A 14,649-nucleotide genomic window follows, 5' to 3' on the forward strand; every position below is an offset into this window, starting at 1 on the left:
GGCGTAAAGCCGGTTTCTCGCCCCCTGCCGCAAGGGAAAGCCCGGGGAATGAAAATGCTACTTCTTCGGCAATGCGTCGAGTGCCCGGTTGAGCGCCAGCACGTTGACATGCGGCTCGCCTATGATCCCGAAGAACGGCTTTTCAACGTGATTGGCAACGAGTTCACGCAGCACATCTTCCGAAACCTGCCTTGCCTTGGCGACGCGCGGCACCTGGAACAACGCGGCCTCGGGCGAGATATCGGGGTCAAGCCCGCTGCCACTCGTGGTCACGAGATCCATCGGCACCTGCTGGCCGGGATTTTCGGCCTTCAGTCGTTCGACATCGTTGCGTACCCGCCCGATCAAGGCCGAATTGGACGGACCGAGGTTGGACCCGCCCGAGTTCGCCGCATTGTAGGGCGCAGGCACCGTTTTCGAGGGGTCGGCCGGATCAGGCGCGACAGTGGCCGAAGGGCGGCCATGGAAATAGCGCTCGCTGGTGAAGTTCTGCCCGATCAGCGCGGAGCCCACCACCCTTCCATTTTCCGTTACCAAGCTGCCAGCGGCCTGGCCGGGAAACAGCATGCCCGCAAGTCCGGTCATTGCGAGCGGATAGAGAAGGCCGGTAATTGCCGTGAATGCGACGATCATGACGAGCGCGGGTCGAAATTGCCGGAGCATCGCAGCGTTCCTTACGCGAGGCCGAGTGCCGATACGATCATGTCGATCAGCTTGATGCCGATGAAGGGCACGACAATGCCCCCAAGGCCGTAGACGAGCAGGTTGCGGCGCAGCAGCGCGGCGGCTCCGACCGCGCGATATCTGACGCCGCGCAAGGCAAGCGGTATCAACCCGACGATGATCAGCGCATTGAATATGATCGCCGAGAGTATGGCCGATTGCGGCGTCGCCAGGTTCATGACGTTGAGAACCTGCAGTTGCGGATAGAACGCCACGAACATGGCAGGGATGATGGCGAAATACTTGGCGATGTCGTTGGCGATTGAGAAGGTCGTCAGCGCGCCGCGCGTCATCAGCAACTGCTTGCCAATCTCCACGATCTCGATGAGCTTGGTCGGATCGGAATCGAGATCGACCATGTTGCCGGCCTCGCGCGCCGCAACCGTTCCGGTGTTCATGGCCACCCCGACGTCTGCCTGCGCAAGGGCTGGCGCGTCGTTGGTTCCATCGCCGCACATGGCCACCAGCTTGCCCTTGGCCTGCTCGTCGCGAATGAGCTGCAGCTTGTTTTCAGGCGTGGCCTGGGCAAGAAAATCGTCCACGCCGGCTTCCGCCGCGATCGCCGCAGCAGTCATCGGGTTATCGCCGGTGATCATCACGGTGCGGATGCCCATTCGCCGCAGCTCGGCGAAGCGCTCGCGAATGCCGCCCTTGACGATGTCCTTGAGATAGATGACGCCCAGCAACCGGCCATCTCGCGCCACCGCCAGCGGCGTGCCGCCCACCTTGGCGATGTCCTCGGCGATAGCGCGCATCTCTCCGATGCTTGCGCCGGAAGCTCGCGTCAGCACCTCGGAGGGGCGGCTGACCAGCAGCGCATCGGGGCCGGACTTTGCGATGTAGGCAAGGATCGCATCGACTGCTCCCTTGCGAATGGAGCCGTTGTCGAGATTGACGCCGCTCATCCGCGTCTGGGCGGAAAAGGGCACGAAATGCGCATGCAGGCTTCGCATGTCGCGTTCGCGGATGCCGTATTTCTCCTTTGCCAGAACGACGATCGAGCGTCCCTCCGGCGTCTCGTCGGCCAGCGAAGCAAGCTGTGCGGCATCGGCAAGCTCGCGTTCGTCAATGCCGGCCAGCGCGCGAAATTCCGTCGCCTGCCGGTTGCCGAGCGTGATCGTGCCGGTCTTGTCGAGCAGGAGCGTATCGACGTCGCCCGCGGCCTCCACGGCGCGCCCCGACATGGCAAGCACGTTGAAACGCACGAGGCGATCCATTCCGGCAATGCCGATGGCCGAGAGCAACGCGCCGATGGTCGTCGGTATCAGCGTCACGAACAAGGCCACCAGCACCACCACCGGTATCGTGCCGCCGGCATAAGCTGCAAAGCTCGGTATCGTCACGGTGGCCATGACGAAGATCAGGGTCATGCCGGCCAGCAAAATGTTAAGCGCGATCTCGTTTGGCGTCTTCTGACGCTGGGCGCCTTCCACCAGTGCAATCATGCGGTCGAGGAAGGTCGACCCGGCCGCTGCGGTGATGCGCACCCTGATCCAATCGGAAAGCACCTGCGTGCCTCCCGTCACGGCGGAACGATCACCGCCGGACTCGCGGATCACCGGTGCCGATTCGCCTGTGATTGCGGCTTCGTTGACCGAGGCCACGCCCTCGACCACCTCGCCATCGGAAGGGATGATATCGCCGGCCTCAACCAGCACGACGTCGCCCACTTTGAGGCTGGCGCCCGGCACCAGCGTGAAAGCAAGGCGATCCTGGCCGGTGAGCAGCTTGGCTCGTGTTTCCGTGCGTGTGCGACGCAAGGAGTCGGCCTGTGCCTTGCCCCGGCCCTCCGCGACCGCTTCGGCGAAATTGGCGAAAAGCACCGTGAACCACAGCCAAAGGATGATCTGGAATGAAAAGGCCAGATGGCTGGCGCCACCGGCGATGTCGCGAAGGAAAAGCACCGTCGTAAGCAACGAAACCACCGCCACGACGAACATCACCGGGTTGCGCACCAGCGAGCGGGGATCGAACTTCTTGAACGCAGCGACAGAAGCAGGCGCCAGAATGGCAGCGTCCAGGAGGCTGACCGGCTTGATGTGACTCATCGTCATTTTCCCCGGTTAAAACACCTTGCCGGCCACGATCTCCAGATGCTCGGCGATGGGCCCAAGCGCCAGAGCCGGCAGGAATGTCAGGCCCCCGACGATCAGGATCACGCCTACCAGCAGGCCGACGAACAGCGTGCTGTCGGTCGGGAACGTGCCGGCGGAGGCTGGGACGATCTTCTTGGCTGCCAGCGACCCGGCGATGGCCATGGCCGGAACAATCACGAGGAAGCGTCCCATGAGCACGGCAATGCCGATGGTGAGATTGTACCAGAGCGTATTGCCGTTCAGGCCGGCAAAGGCCGAGCCGTTGTTGGCGGTTGCCGAAGTGTAGGCATAGAGCACTTCGGAAAAACCGTGGGGCCCGGGATTGGCGATCGAAGCCAGGGCCGATGGCAACACGATGCCTATGGCCGTGAAACCGAGCATCGCCATCGGCAGGCAGAGCATGGCCAGCATCGCCATCTTCACCTCCTTCGCCTCGATCTTCTTGCCCAGATATTCCGGGGTGCGACCAACCATCAGCCCGGCGACGAAGATGGCGATGATGACGAAGACGAGGATGCCGTAGAGGCCAGCGCCGACGCCACCCACGATCACCTCTCCGAGCTGCATGTTGACCAGCGGGATCATGCCGCCCAGGGCGGTGAAGCTGTCATGCATTGCGTTGACCGCGCCGCAGGAGGCCGCGGTGGTAACCACTGCGAACAGCGACGACAGGGCGATGCCGAACCGCACCTCCTTGCCTTCCATGTTGCCCCCTTCAAGCCCCAGCGAAGCGAGCAAGGGGTTTCCCCTGGCTTCTGCCCAATAGGCTGCGATCACGCCGGCAATGAAAAGAACCGCCATGGCGGCCAAAATCGCCCAGCCCTGCCGTTGATCGCCGACCATGCGGCCGAAGACGTTGGTCAGGGCGGCGCCGATCGCAAAGATAGTCACCATCTGGACAAAATTGCTCAGCGCATCAGGGTTTTCGAATGGATGCGCGGAATTGGCATTGAAGAAGCCGCCGCCATTGGTGCCAAGCATCTTGATCGCCAGTTGCGACGCCACAGGGCCGACGGCAATGGTCTGGCGTGCCCCTTCCAGCGTCGTCGCCTGAACATAGGCGCCTAGCGTCTGCGGCACCCCGCGAAAAACGTAAAAGAGGGTCAACAGTATGCAAAGCGGCAGCAGCACGTAAAGAGTGGACCGGACAAGATCGACCCAGAAGTTGCCGACCGTCTTGACCGACGCCCGCGAGAAGCCGCGTATCAACGCCAAGGCAAGCGCCATGCCCGTGGCCGCCGAGGCAAAGTTCTGGACCGTCAGCCCCGCCATCTGGACCAGATAGGACATGGTGGTTTCGCCGCTATAGTTCTGCCAGTTGGTGTTGGTGACGAAGCTGGCCGCCGTATTGAAGGCCAATGCCGGATCGACCGCGTCCATTCCCACTGGATTGAACGGCAGGTGGGCCTGCAGGCGTTGAAGCACGTAAAGCAGCAGAACGCCCAGCAGGTTGAACATCAGCATGCCGGCAACATAGGCCGTCCAGTGCTGTTCCTCGTTCTCATCGGTGCCGGCGAGCCGGTAGAGGGCTCGTTCGATCGGCCGCAGCAGGAAGGAGAGAAACGTTTTCTCGCCTTGATAGACCCTCGTCATATAGCCGCCGAGCGGCGTTACCAGCAGACCGACTGCGCCGCAAAAGATCAGGATCTGGATCCAGCCATTGAAAGTCATGGTTTCAACCTTCGCGGCCCTCACTGCAGGTCATCAGAAGCGCTCGGGACGAAGCAAAGCGAGAACGAGGTAGACCACGAGCATCAGGGTCACGATGCCGCCAAGGATGTAATCCGCGCCCATGTCAGCATTACCTCGCAGTTTCATTCGTCCTTCCTGGATCGCATACGCGGCAAACCTCACAGGCGATCGCAAGCCAGTGTGTATGCGTAGAGCAAGGCAAAAGAGATGATGCTTATTGCCAAAACAATCAGGTCCCACATCTTCGGTGCGTCCCGCAGCATCGTGAGCCGGTCCTAGCTTTGACATAGGCCGCATAAAGGTTCGAGACAGGTCCAACGGCCTCGAAATAGGATTTTCATAAGGGTCGAGACCGAAAACGCGCCGGAAACGCCAGCACGATGAGGTTGGACATCGGCTTTGGCCGGGGCGGGCCGCCAAGGTCGCAAAGAAAAAGCCCCCGGCTCTTTCGAACCGAGGGCTTTGTTTTCAACCGTCTGTCTGTTTGTCAGAGCGCGGCTTCGAGCGTGGTCAGCTGGCTCAGCAACGCCTCGGCGCGGGTACGTGCCTCGTCGGTCTTGGCATCGGCGGCGTCCTCGCGCGCATCCTTGATGCGCTGGGAAAGATCCGCGCGGTCGATGCTGGCAACCGGAACCGCCGATTCCGCCAGCAGCGTGCAGGCGCTCGGCATCACGTCGGCAAAACCGCCAAACACGACATAGCGCTCGTCGGCGCCTGCCCGCGTCTTGACGGTCACGACGCCCGGCTTGATCGTGGTCATCACCGGCGCATGATTAGCCATGATCGTCATCTCGCCTTCCGTGGCGGGGATGACGACCGACTGAACCTCTTCCGAGACAAGCAGGCGCTCGGGCGAGACCAGTTCGAATTTGAAAGCTTCAGCCATGATGTCTCACAAAGATCGGGAACTGGTTGAGCGCGGCCTCGAAAACGCTGTCGGTCTGCGAGGCCAGCTCGATGGTGCGGGCTGAAGCCCGCACCTGTTGCCTGTTAGCCTTATGCCGCTTCCGCAGCCAGGCGCTGGGCCTTCTCGATGGCCATCTCGATCGAGCCGACCATGTAGAACGCCGCTTCCGGCAGGTGGTCGTATTCGCCTTCGACCAGACCCTTGAAGCTGCGGATCGTGTCTTCCAGCGGGACCAGCTGGCCCGGAGTGCCGGTGAACACTTCAGCCACGAAGAAGGGCTGCGACAGGAAGCGCTCGACCTTGCGGGCGCGGGCCACCGTCAGCTTGTCCTCTTCCGACAGCTCGTCCATGCCCAGGATGGCGATGATGTCCTGCAGCGACTTGTAGCGCTGAAGGATCTCCTGCACGCGACGGGCAACCTGGTAGTGCTCTTCGCCGACGATCATCGGGTCGAGCATGCGCGAGGTGGAGTCGAGCGGGTCGACGGCCGGGTAGATGCCCTTTTCCGAGATCGCGCGGTTAAGCACGGTCGTCGCGTCAAGGTGAGCGAACGAGGTCGCCGGCGCCGGGTCGGTTAAGTCGTCGGCCGGCACGTAGATGGCCTGCACCGAGGTGATCGAGCCCTTGGTCGTGGTCGTGATGCGCTCCTGCATCTGGCCCATGTCGGTGGCCAGCGTCGGCTGGTAGCCCACGGCCGAAGGAATACGACCGAGAAGCGCCGACACTTCCGAACCCGCCTGGGTGAAGCGGAAGATGTTGTCCACGAAGAACAGAACGTCCTGGCCCTGATCGCGGAAGTGCTCAGCGATGGTCAGGCCGGAGAGCGCAACGCGGGCACGCGCGCCGGGCGGCTCGTTCATCTGGCCGAACACCAGGGCGCACTTGGAACCTTCGGTCGAGCCGTTGTTCTCGTGCGGGTCCTTGTTCACGCCCGATTCGATCATTTCGTGGTAGAGGTCGTTGCCCTCGCGGGTACGCTCGCCCACGCCGGCGAACACGGAGTAACCGCCGTGCGCCTTCGCGACGTTGTTGATCAGTTCCTGGATCAGAACGGTCTTGCCGACGCCGGCGCCGCCGAACAGGCCGATCTTACCGCCGCGGGCATAAGGGGCGAGAAGGTCGACGACCTTGATGCCGGTGACGAGGATCTGCGCTTCCGTCGACTGCTCGACGTAAGCAGGCGCCTCCTGGTGAATGGCGCGGCGGGACTTGGTCTTCACCGGGCCGGCTTCGTCGACCGGCTCGCCGATGACGTTCATGATGCGGCCGAGAGTCTCGTCGCCGACCGGAACCGTGATCGGGCCGCCGGTGTCGGAAACCGCCTGGCCGCGAACGAGGCCTTCGGTGGTGTCCATGGCGATGCAGCGGACGGTGTTCTCGCCCAGGTGCTGCGCCACTTCGAGGATGAGGCGATGACCGCCGTTGTCGGTTTCGAGCGCGTTCAGGATGGGCGGCAGCTCACCGTCGAACTGGACGTCGACGACGGCGCCGATGACCTGAGCGACGCGGCCTGCAGCCGCACCCTTGTTCGCCGCTGCCGACGACGCCTTTGCAGCAGCCGTCTTGGCAGTTGCTGCCTTCTTTGCCGCCGGGGCCTTTTCGGCCGCCGGAGCCGTTTTAGGTGTAGCTGCTTTAGCCATGCTGTAACCTCTTGGTCCGTTTCCGTTTCCACATGAGCCGCCGGAGGCTAGCCCCCGGGCTCACGTGCTAGAGCGCTTCCGCGCCCGAAATGATTTCGATGAGTTCCTTGGTGATCTGCGCCTGGCGCTGACGGTTGTAGGTGATCGTCAGCCTGTTGATCATGTCACCGGCGTTGCGCGTCGCATTGTCCATGGCGCTCATCTTGGCGCCCATTTCACCGGCCGCATTTTCGAGCAGAGCGCGGAAGATCTGCACGGAAATATTGCGCGGGATCAGATCGCCCAGGATTTCGCCCGGCTCCGGCTCGTATTCGTAGATCGCCGAGGCCGAAGCATCCGTCTCCGCTGCCGGAGCAGCGGCCGGGATGATCTGCAGAGCGGTTGGAACCTGGCTGATAACCGACTTGAACTCGGAATAGATCAGCGTGCAGACGTCGAACTCGCCCTGGTTGAACTGCCCGATCACCTTCTTGGCGATGGCGTCGGCATTTGCGAAGCCGATCGTCTTGACCTCGCGCAGCTCGATGCGATCGACGATCAGCTCGCTGAAGTCGCGCCGAAGAATGTCGTAGCCCTTCTTGCCGACGGTGATGATCTTCACCGTCTTGCCGTTCGCGCGGAGCCGGCGGATATGCTCGCGAGCCAGACGGGAAATCTGGCTATTGAAGCCACCGCACAGACCACGCTCGGCCGTGCAGACGACGAGCAGGTGCACGTCGTCCTTGCCGGTGCCGGTCATCAATGCCGGTGCATCGCCATCGTTGCCGATCGCCTGCGTAATGTTGGCCAGAACAGCACTCATGCGCTGCGAATAGGGTCTGGCCGCTTCCGCAGCCTCCTGCGCGCGGCGAAGCTTCGCCGCGGCAACCATCTGCATCGCCTTGGTGATCTTCTGCGTCGCCTTGACCGAGGCGATACGGTTACGGAGGTCTTTTAACGAGGCCATGCCTTATCCGTCAGCGTTAGGCGAAGTTTTTCGCGTAAGCGTCGATGTGAGCCTTGAGCTTGGCCTTGAGGTCGTCGCTCAGCGCCTTCTCCTTGCGGATGCCTTCGAGGACGTCCTTGCCCTCGGCGTGCATGTACGCAAGCAAGCCCTGCTCGAACTTGCCAACCTGGTTGACCGCAAGCCTGTCGAGGTAACCGTTGACGCCGGCGAAGATCACCGTGACCTGCTCTTCCGTCTTCAACGGAGAGAACTGCGGCTGCTTCAGCAGCTCGGTCAGGCGGGCACCGCGGTTGAGCAGGCGCTGTGTGGAGGCGTCGAGGTCCGAACCGAACTGCGCAAACGCCGCCATTTCGCGGTACTGCGCGAGTTCGCCCTTGATCGAGCCCGCAACCTGCTTCATCGCCTTGACCTGGGCAGCCGAGCCGACGCGCGACACCGACAGACCGACGTTAACGGCCGGACGGATACCCTGGAAGAACAGGTTCGTTTCCAGGAAGATCTGGCCGTCGGTGATCGAGATCACGTTGGTCGGAATATAGGCCGAGACGTCGTTGGCCTGGGTTTCGATGACCGGCAGCGCCGTCAGAGAACCATTGCCATTCTCGTCGTTGAGCTTGGCAGCGCGCTCGAGCAGACGCGAGTGCAGGTAGAACACGTCGCCCGGGTAGGCTTCGCGGCCGGGCGGACGACGGAGCAGCAGCGACATCTGGCGATAGGCCACGGCCTGCTTGGACAGGTCGTCATAGCCGATCAGCGCGTGCTGGCCGTTGTCGCGGAAATACTCGCCCATGGCGCAGCCGGCGAACGGAGCCAGGAACTGCATCGGGGCCGGATCGGAAGCGGTGGCGGCGATGACGATCGAGTATTCGAGCGCGCCGCGCTCTTCGAGCACCTTCACGAACTGCGCGACGGTCGAACGCTTCTGGCCGACAGCCACGTAGACGCAGAACAGCTTTTCGGAATCCGGGCCGCTGTCGTGGATGGCCTTCTGGTTCAGGATGGTGTCGAGGATGATCGCGGTCTTGCCGGTCTGACGGTCACCGATGACCAGCTCGCGCTGGCCGCGGCCGATCGGGATCAGCGCGTCGATGGCCTTGAGGCCGGTCGACATCGGCTCGTGCACCGACTTGCGGGGGATGATGCCGGGGGCCTTGACGTCGACGCGGCGACGCTCGGCTGCCTTGATCGGGCCCTTGCCATCGATCGGGTTGCCGAGAGCGTCGACGACGCGGCCAAGCAGGCCCGGACCAACCGGAACGTCAACGATAGCGCCAGTCCGCTTGACGGTGTCGCCTTCCTTGATGTCGCGGTCGTTACCGAAAATGACGACGCCGACGTTGTCGCTTTCTAGATTCAGCGCCATGCCGCGGATGCCGCCCGGGAACTCGACCATCTCGCCCGCCTGGACGTTGTCGAGACCGTAGACGCGAGCAATGCCGTCACCGACGGACAGAACCTGTCCGACCTCGGAGACTTCGGCCTCACTGCCGAAATTCTTGATCTGGTCTTTTAGAATTGCGGAGATTTCCGCGGCGCGGATGTCCATCAGCCGACCTCTTTCAGTGCAAGCTTGAGCGAATTGAGTTTGGTTTTGAGCGACGTATCGATCTGACGCGAGCCCAGCTTCACGACGAGTCCGCCGAGAAGCGAGGGATCGACGGTGACTTCGACCGACACATCCTTGCCAGCGACGCCCTTGAGCGCGGCCTTAAGTTCGGTCTGCTGGGCTGCCGTCAACGCATGCGCCGACGCGATCTCGGCGGTGACCTCGCCCCGCTGCTCGGCAGCGATTTGACGGAATGCCTTGATCATTGCGGGAATGGAAAACAGCCGGCGATTTCTCGCCACGACACGCAGGAAGTTGCCAACGAGACCGGTGATCTTGGCCTTGTCGGCGATCGCCTCGATGGCCTTGTACTGCTCGTCGGCGGAAAAGACCGGGCTGTTGGTCATGCGCCGCAGGTCATCGCTGCCTGCAAGCAAGGCCTCGAAGCGAGCGAGGTCCGCATCGACCTTGTCGACCTGCTTTGCGTCGGCCGCCAGTTCATACAGCGAGGCCGCGTAACGTTCTGCAACTGCGGAGATCGGCGAGCTAGACTGTGCCACGGTCCGTCTTTTCTCTTCTCTGACAGGCCGGAAGATTCCTGGCGCGAGTCAATAACTCTGGCTAAATCTTTGACCTTACTGCGGTTTAATGACCAAAAGAGCGCCGCTGGTGCACCCTCCGATCAAAAGTCGAATGCCGTCTAGCACACGCCTTCCAGAGTCGCAACACGTGGAAGATGCGGGTATCGGGCAGATTTGTCGCATCCCCGCACCACCGAACGACCGGAAAGATCATTTAGCCGGAAAAACCGAAGGCGAAAGCCAGCGGCAATCCCGCCAAAACCAGCGCCAGGAACAACCAAACCCAATTATAAAGCTTGTTTCCCTGGTCCGAAAGCATGGAGATGATGCGCCCGAATGCCGTGAACAGCCAGGAGAAGCCGAGCGCCAGATAAAGGAGCGGCTGCGCCAGCAGGATGCAGCACATGCCAAGGCCGAGATAGAATCCGGCCATGGTCGCTCGCGCCTCTGCCACCGCCTCCGGCCGGGTTTCCACCGGCTGCAAGCGCAAGATTCGCAACGAAACCCTCGGCGCAAACAGCAGCACAAGGCCGAAAAGCACCGTCACGGCGGCGGACGTCCATGCCCACCATTCGCCCGGCGTCATCGGCCAGGGAAACGCGAATTCCATAAACCCCTCCAGAATCGCAGTGTTTTGAGTGGGCATTTTACCCGGCCACTGCCGGCCCGCCAGATGGAAAGCACGCCAACGAAGTGAACCTCACTCCCTCTCGCGCGTTCTATCTCCCTTTTTGGCCAAGCCCTCCCCCGCACGCAGCGACTGCGCGATTCTTTTCTTTGGCTCCATCTCCTCGGCCAGAACGCGCAGGACAACGACGGTCTCTCCGTCGGAAGGGTCGAGGCTATAATACAGAACATGCGCGGCGCCCTTGTGGCGCCCGGCAGCGAGTTGGAGATGAAAGGACCTGACGCCGGCCCGTAGATCGTCCCGGCGCTGCGACGAGGCGCGAAACGGTTCTTCCGCGATCATCGCAATGCCGCGCTGGACGATCTCCGTGTAGCGCTTGAGCTGGTTTTCCCCGAAAAGCCGGTAGGTTTCCCGAAATAGTGCGGCGATGTCTCCGTCTGCGGCTTTTGTGAGCCGAAACTTCAAGCTTTCCTCTCGCGACGGACGGCCCGGGCGATGTCATCGACCGAACGGTCGGAAAACTCGCCTTGCTCCATTTCGCGGTATCCTCGCTCGATCTCGGCACGTAGCAGGCCGAGTTTTATCTCATGCTGTTCCTTTTCGTGGCGCATGATGCGGAGGGCGTCCCTGACCACCTCACTAGCGGAGACATAATCTCCGCTCGAAACCTCGGCCTCCACGAAGTCCGCCATTTCCGCGGTCAAGCTCACATTCATCGTCGGCATGGCGCTGGCCTCCTGACCTTGGAATCTATGACCGCCAACGAGCTTTGTCAAAATTTGCCAATCACAGGAAACTCTGCGGATCGATGTCGACCTGCACCCTGATCGAGCCGCGCATCTTGGGTCCCGCTGCGAGCATGGCACGGATAAAACCCTGCATGTCGCAGCGCCGTTCCCCATGCACCAGAAGACGGAAGCGATGGCGGCCGGCTACCAGCGCCAGCGGTGCCTCGGCCGGGCCGAGAACGCTGATGTCCTTGGCCTCCGGCGCCGCGCGCCGCAGCAACCTTGCATGGGCTTCGGCTTCCGCGCGCGTGTCGGCGCTGACGATGATGCCGGCAAGGCGGCCGAATGGAGGCAGCGCGGCACGCTCGCGCTCGGCGATCTCGCGATCGTAAAACGCTTCCGAATCGCCCGAGACGATCGCCTGCATGACCGGATGGCCGGGCTGGTAGGTCTGCAGAAGGCCCAGGCTCTTCTTGCCGGTTCGGCCGGCGCGGCCCGTCACCTGGCTCAAGAGCTGGAAAGTCCGCTCCGCCGCGCGGGGGTCGCCATTGGCGAGGCCGAGATCGGCGTCGACCACACCCACCAGCGTCATATTGGGGAAATTGTGCCCCTTGGCCACCAATTGCGTGCCGATGACGATGTCGGCCTCGCCATTGGCGATGGCTTCCAGCTCCAGCCTGAGGCGCTTCACTCCGCCCAGCATGTCGGAGGACAGGACGATGGTGCGCGCGTCGGGAAAATGCCCGACGACCTCCTCGGCGATTCGCTCCACACCCGGGCCGCAGGCGACGAGGTGGTCAAGCGTGCCGCATTCCGGGCAGGCTTCCGGCCGCTTTTCATTGTGGCCGCAGTGATGGCAGACGATCTGGCCGCGGAAACGGTGCTCCACCAGCCATGCGGAGCAGGACGGGCACTGGAAACGATGGCCGCAGACCCGGCAGAGCGTCAGGGGCGCATAGCCGCGCCGGTTGAGGAACAGAAGCGACTGCTCGCCCCTCTCCAGCGTCTTCTGCATCTGCTCCAGCAACACGGGCGACAAGAACCCGCCTCGCGCCGGCGGGGCGCGGCGCATGTCCACGGCCTTGATGTCGGGAAGGGCAGCCTCGGCGAATCGGGCTGCCAGCACGGAGCGCTCATATCGCCCCTGCTCGGCATTGACCCGGCTTTCGACGGAAGGCGTGGCCGAGGCCAGCACCACCGGGAACCGGCCGAGATGGCCGCGCACCACCGCCATGTCGCGGGCATTGTAGAAAACGCGGTCCTCCTGCTTGTAGGCAGGGTCGTGCTCTTCGTCGACGACGATCAGCCCAAGCTCCTTGAAGGGCAGGAACAGCGCCGAACGCGCGCCCGCCACCACCCGCACGCTGCCTTCCGCAACCTGGCGCCAAACGCGCTCGCGCTTGCGGGGGGCAAGGTCGGAGTGCCATTCGCCGGGCTTTGCGCCGAATCGGTTCTGGAAGCGCTCGAGAAAGGCCTGCGTCAGCGCGATTTCCGGTAGCAGAATCAGTACCTGCTTGCCCTTTTCGAGAGCTGCGGCAACCGCCTCGAAATAGACCTCTGTCTTGCCCGACCCGGTGACGCCGTCGAGCAGCGTCACATTGAACGCGTCGGCCGCAACCTTGTCCCGCAACGTCGCGGCGGCTGCCTCCTGGTCGTTTGTCAGATCTGCCTTGGCGTAGTCGGGGTCCGGGGGAGCCACCACCGGGCGCGGCGGGATCATTACCGTTTCGAACACGCCCTGCGCCTTCAGCCCATCGATGACGGTGGACGACACACCGGCAGCATGCGCCAGGCCCGAGCGCGTCCAGGCCAGGCCGTCGGACGCCATTTCCAGCACACGCCGGCGCGCATCGGTCACGCGGTCGGGCTCCATGCCGGTAAGCTGCAGCCCATCCACCCAGGGCTCCGGATCGAAGGCTTCGGGAGCGCGCAGGATCATGCGCGCCACCATGCCGGGCGGCGACAGCGTATAGGCCGCGATCCAGTCGACGAAGCGGCGCATGGATTCGTCGACCGGGGGACAGTCGAAGACGTGCGAGATCGTCCTGAGCTTGCGCGCGTCCACCGCCTCGCCCGGCCCGTCCCAGACGATGCCCGCCACCTCCCGCGGGCCGAGCGGCACGCGCACGATGGACCCCGGCACCACGGTCGTTCCGGCCGGCACTGCATAGCTGTAGGGTCGTTCGGCCGGCATCGGCACCAGCACCGGCACGATCGCAGCCGGCCTATGCGATGCCACGGTTTCGGGCGAATCTTGTTTCATGACGGGTGACCTTGCCTCGACTTTACGTTAGAGCAAAGGCCGAACAGAAATGCGCTTCCCAAGACGCAAAATTTGCCAAGGAGACATACCCCCATGAAGTTCTTCGTCGATACGGCCGACGTCAAGGAAATCCGAGAGCTCAATGAACTCGGCCTGCTCGACGGCGTCACCACCAATCCGTCGCTGATCCTCAAGTCCGGCCGCAACATCGCCGAAGTGACCAAGGAAATCTGCGACATCGTCGAGGGCCCGGTTTCGGCCGAAGTGGCTGCGACCGAATATGCCGAGATGATGAAGGAGGCGGAGGTTCTCTCCAAGATCGCCGACAACATCTGCATCAAGGTGCCGCTGACGCTCGACGGGCTCAAGGCCTGCAAGTCGCTGACCTCCGACGGCCGCCTGGTGAACGTCACGCTTTGCTTCTCCGCCAACCAGGCGCTGCTGGCCGCCAAGGCCGGCGCCACCTTCATCTCGCCCTTCATCGGCCGCCTCGACGACATGGGCTTCGACGGCATGGAAGTGATCGCCGAAATCCGTCAGGTCTATGACAATTACGGTTTCGACACCGAAATCCTGGCCGCCTCGATCCGCACCGTCGAACACGTCAAGCGCGCCGCGCTCATCGGCGCCGACGTCGCAACCATCCCGCCGGCAACGCTGAAGGCGCTGGTCAAGCACCCGCTGACCGACAAGGGCCTGGAAATGTTCCTGGCCGACTGGGCCAAGACCGGCCAGAAGATCGCCTGATAACCCGGGCGCCGGCTGGCCACGGCCGGTCGGCGCTTGGCCTACATGCATCCGCTGGCGGATGCATTGAAAACTCGAGAGCCCTTTGCATGTCCGGATCGGACGCGCAAAGGGCTCTCTTTTATTGGTTATTCGGCCCTGGGCCATCGCAA

At 62.9% G+C, this 14,649-nt stretch carries 14 protein-coding genes; 1 reads left to right on the top strand and 13 read right to left on the bottom strand.

What is annotated here, in order from left to right; all coding sequences use genetic code 11:
- Window positions 1–57 precede the first annotated feature (57 nt).
- The 13 genes from AC3A4H_RS21140 to AC3A4H_RS21200 all read right to left on the bottom strand — a co-directional run bounded on the left by AC3A4H_RS21140 (window position 58) and on the right by AC3A4H_RS21200 (window position 13,750).
- The gene (locus AC3A4H_RS21140) at window positions 58–663 is read right to left on the bottom strand and encodes a K(+)-transporting ATPase subunit C (RefSeq protein ID WP_487768473.1); all 606 of its coding nucleotides are present in this window, start codon (window positions 661–663) and stop codon (window positions 58–60) included.
- An 11-nt stretch (window positions 664–674) separates the two neighbouring features.
- Window positions 675–2,777 (bottom strand): potassium-transporting ATPase subunit KdpB, encoded by a 2,103-nt coding sequence (kdpB, locus tag AC3A4H_RS21145; protein ID WP_487768474.1) that lies wholly within the window; start codon window positions 2,775–2,777, stop codon window positions 675–677.
- 9 nt (window positions 2,778–2,786) lie between these two features.
- Window positions 2,787–4,490, bottom strand: coding sequence for a potassium-transporting ATPase subunit KdpA (kdpA, locus tag AC3A4H_RS21150; RefSeq protein ID WP_487768475.1), 1,704 nt, complete (start codon window positions 4,488–4,490; stop codon window positions 2,787–2,789).
- Between the two features lie 33 nt (window positions 4,491–4,523).
- Window positions 4,524–4,637, bottom strand: coding sequence for a K(+)-transporting ATPase subunit F (gene kdpF / locus AC3A4H_RS21155; RefSeq protein ID WP_348780858.1), 114 nt, complete (start codon window positions 4,635–4,637; stop codon window positions 4,524–4,526).
- A gap of 361 nt (window positions 4,638–4,998) precedes the next feature.
- On the bottom strand, window positions 4,999–5,397 hold the full coding sequence (locus AC3A4H_RS21160) for a F0F1 ATP synthase subunit epsilon (RefSeq protein WP_487768476.1): 399 nt from the start codon (window positions 5,395–5,397) through the stop codon (window positions 4,999–5,001).
- Between the two features lie 110 nt (window positions 5,398–5,507).
- Entirely contained in the window at window positions 5,508–7,058 is a 1,551-nt protein-coding gene (atpD, locus tag AC3A4H_RS21165) for a F0F1 ATP synthase subunit beta (protein ID WP_348780860.1), read from the bottom strand.
- A 67-nt stretch (window positions 7,059–7,125) separates the two neighbouring features.
- Entirely contained in the window at window positions 7,126–8,004 is an 879-nt protein-coding gene (locus tag AC3A4H_RS21170) for a F0F1 ATP synthase subunit gamma (RefSeq protein WP_348780861.1), read from the bottom strand.
- Window positions 8,005–8,020: 16 nt separating this feature from the next.
- The gene (gene atpA / locus AC3A4H_RS21175) at window positions 8,021–9,550 is read right to left on the bottom strand and encodes a F0F1 ATP synthase subunit alpha (protein WP_348780862.1); all 1,530 of its coding nucleotides are present in this window, start codon (window positions 9,548–9,550) and stop codon (window positions 8,021–8,023) included.
- Window positions 9,550–10,110, bottom strand: a complete 561-nt coding sequence (locus AC3A4H_RS21180) for a F0F1 ATP synthase subunit delta (protein WP_487768477.1) — start codon at window positions 10,108–10,110, stop codon at window positions 9,550–9,552. The genes atpA and AC3A4H_RS21180 overlap by 1 nt, the downstream gene beginning before the upstream one ends.
- Before the next feature lie 235 nt (window positions 10,111–10,345).
- Entirely contained in the window at window positions 10,346–10,741 is a 396-nt protein-coding gene (locus AC3A4H_RS21185) for an AGROH133_08824 family phage infection protein (RefSeq protein ID WP_487768478.1), read from the bottom strand.
- Between the two features lie 90 nt (window positions 10,742–10,831).
- Complete coding sequence (locus AC3A4H_RS21190) at window positions 10,832–11,224, bottom strand: type II toxin-antitoxin system RelE/ParE family toxin (RefSeq protein ID WP_487768479.1); 393 nt, start codon at window positions 11,222–11,224, stop codon at window positions 10,832–10,834.
- Window positions 11,221–11,484 (bottom strand): type II toxin-antitoxin system ParD family antitoxin, encoded by a 264-nt coding sequence (locus AC3A4H_RS21195; RefSeq protein ID WP_487768480.1) that lies wholly within the window; start codon window positions 11,482–11,484, stop codon window positions 11,221–11,223. Before AC3A4H_RS21195 ends, AC3A4H_RS21190 begins: the two co-directional genes overlap by 4 nt.
- Before the next feature lie 61 nt (window positions 11,485–11,545).
- Entirely contained in the window at window positions 11,546–13,750 is a 2,205-nt protein-coding gene (locus tag AC3A4H_RS21200; protein ID WP_487768481.1) for a primosomal protein N', read from the bottom strand.
- A gap of 93 nt (window positions 13,751–13,843) precedes the next feature.
- Between AC3A4H_RS21200 and fsa the strand changes: the two genes are divergently transcribed.
- The gene (fsa, locus tag AC3A4H_RS21205; protein ID WP_348780868.1) at window positions 13,844–14,497 is read left to right on the top strand and encodes a fructose-6-phosphate aldolase; all 654 of its coding nucleotides are present in this window, start codon (window positions 13,844–13,846) and stop codon (window positions 14,495–14,497) included.
- The last annotated feature ends 152 nt before the right edge of the window (window positions 14,498–14,649 follow it).

The sequence above is a fragment of the Pseudaminobacter sp. Soil_N_29 genome (assembly GCF_057656055.1).

What these genes read in the sequence shown, in the direction of transcription:
- AC3A4H_RS21140 (WP_487768473.1), bottom strand. Translation starts at nt 663, where the DNA reads ATGCTCCGGCAATTTCGACCCGCGCTCGTCATGATCGTCGCATTCACG.
- kdpB (WP_487768474.1), bottom strand. Translation starts at nt 2,777, where the DNA reads ATGACGATGAGTCACATCAAGCCGGTCAGCCTCCTGGACGCTGCCATT.
- kdpA (WP_487768475.1), bottom strand. Translation starts at nt 4,490, where the DNA reads ATGACTTTCAATGGCTGGATCCAGATCCTGATCTTTTGCGGCGCAGTC.
- kdpF (WP_348780858.1), bottom strand. Translation starts at nt 4,637, where the DNA reads ATGAAACTGCGAGGTAATGCTGACATGGGCGCGGATTACATCCTTGGC.
- AC3A4H_RS21160 (WP_487768476.1), bottom strand. Translation starts at nt 5,397, where the DNA reads ATGGCTGAAGCTTTCAAATTCGAACTGGTCTCGCCCGAGCGCCTGCTT.
- atpD (WP_348780860.1), bottom strand. Translation starts at nt 7,058, where the DNA reads ATGGCTAAAGCAGCTACACCTAAAACGGCTCCGGCGGCCGAAAAGGCC.
- AC3A4H_RS21170 (WP_348780861.1), bottom strand. Translation starts at nt 8,004, where the DNA reads ATGGCCTCGTTAAAAGACCTCCGTAACCGTATCGCCTCGGTCAAGGCG.
- atpA (WP_348780862.1), bottom strand. Translation starts at nt 9,550, where the DNA reads ATGGACATCCGCGCCGCGGAAATCTCCGCAATTCTAAAAGACCAGATC.
- AC3A4H_RS21185 (WP_487768478.1), bottom strand. Translation starts at nt 10,741, where the DNA reads ATGGAATTCGCGTTTCCCTGGCCGATGACGCCGGGCGAATGGTGGGCA.
- AC3A4H_RS21195 (WP_487768480.1), bottom strand. Translation starts at nt 11,484, where the DNA reads ATGCCGACGATGAATGTGAGCTTGACCGCGGAAATGGCGGACTTCGTG.
- AC3A4H_RS21200 (WP_487768481.1), bottom strand. Translation starts at nt 13,750, where the DNA reads ATGAAACAAGATTCGCCCGAAACCGTGGCATCGCATAGGCCGGCTGCG.
- fsa (WP_348780868.1), top strand. Translation starts at nt 13,844, where the DNA reads ATGAAGTTCTTCGTCGATACGGCCGACGTCAAGGAAATCCGAGAGCTC.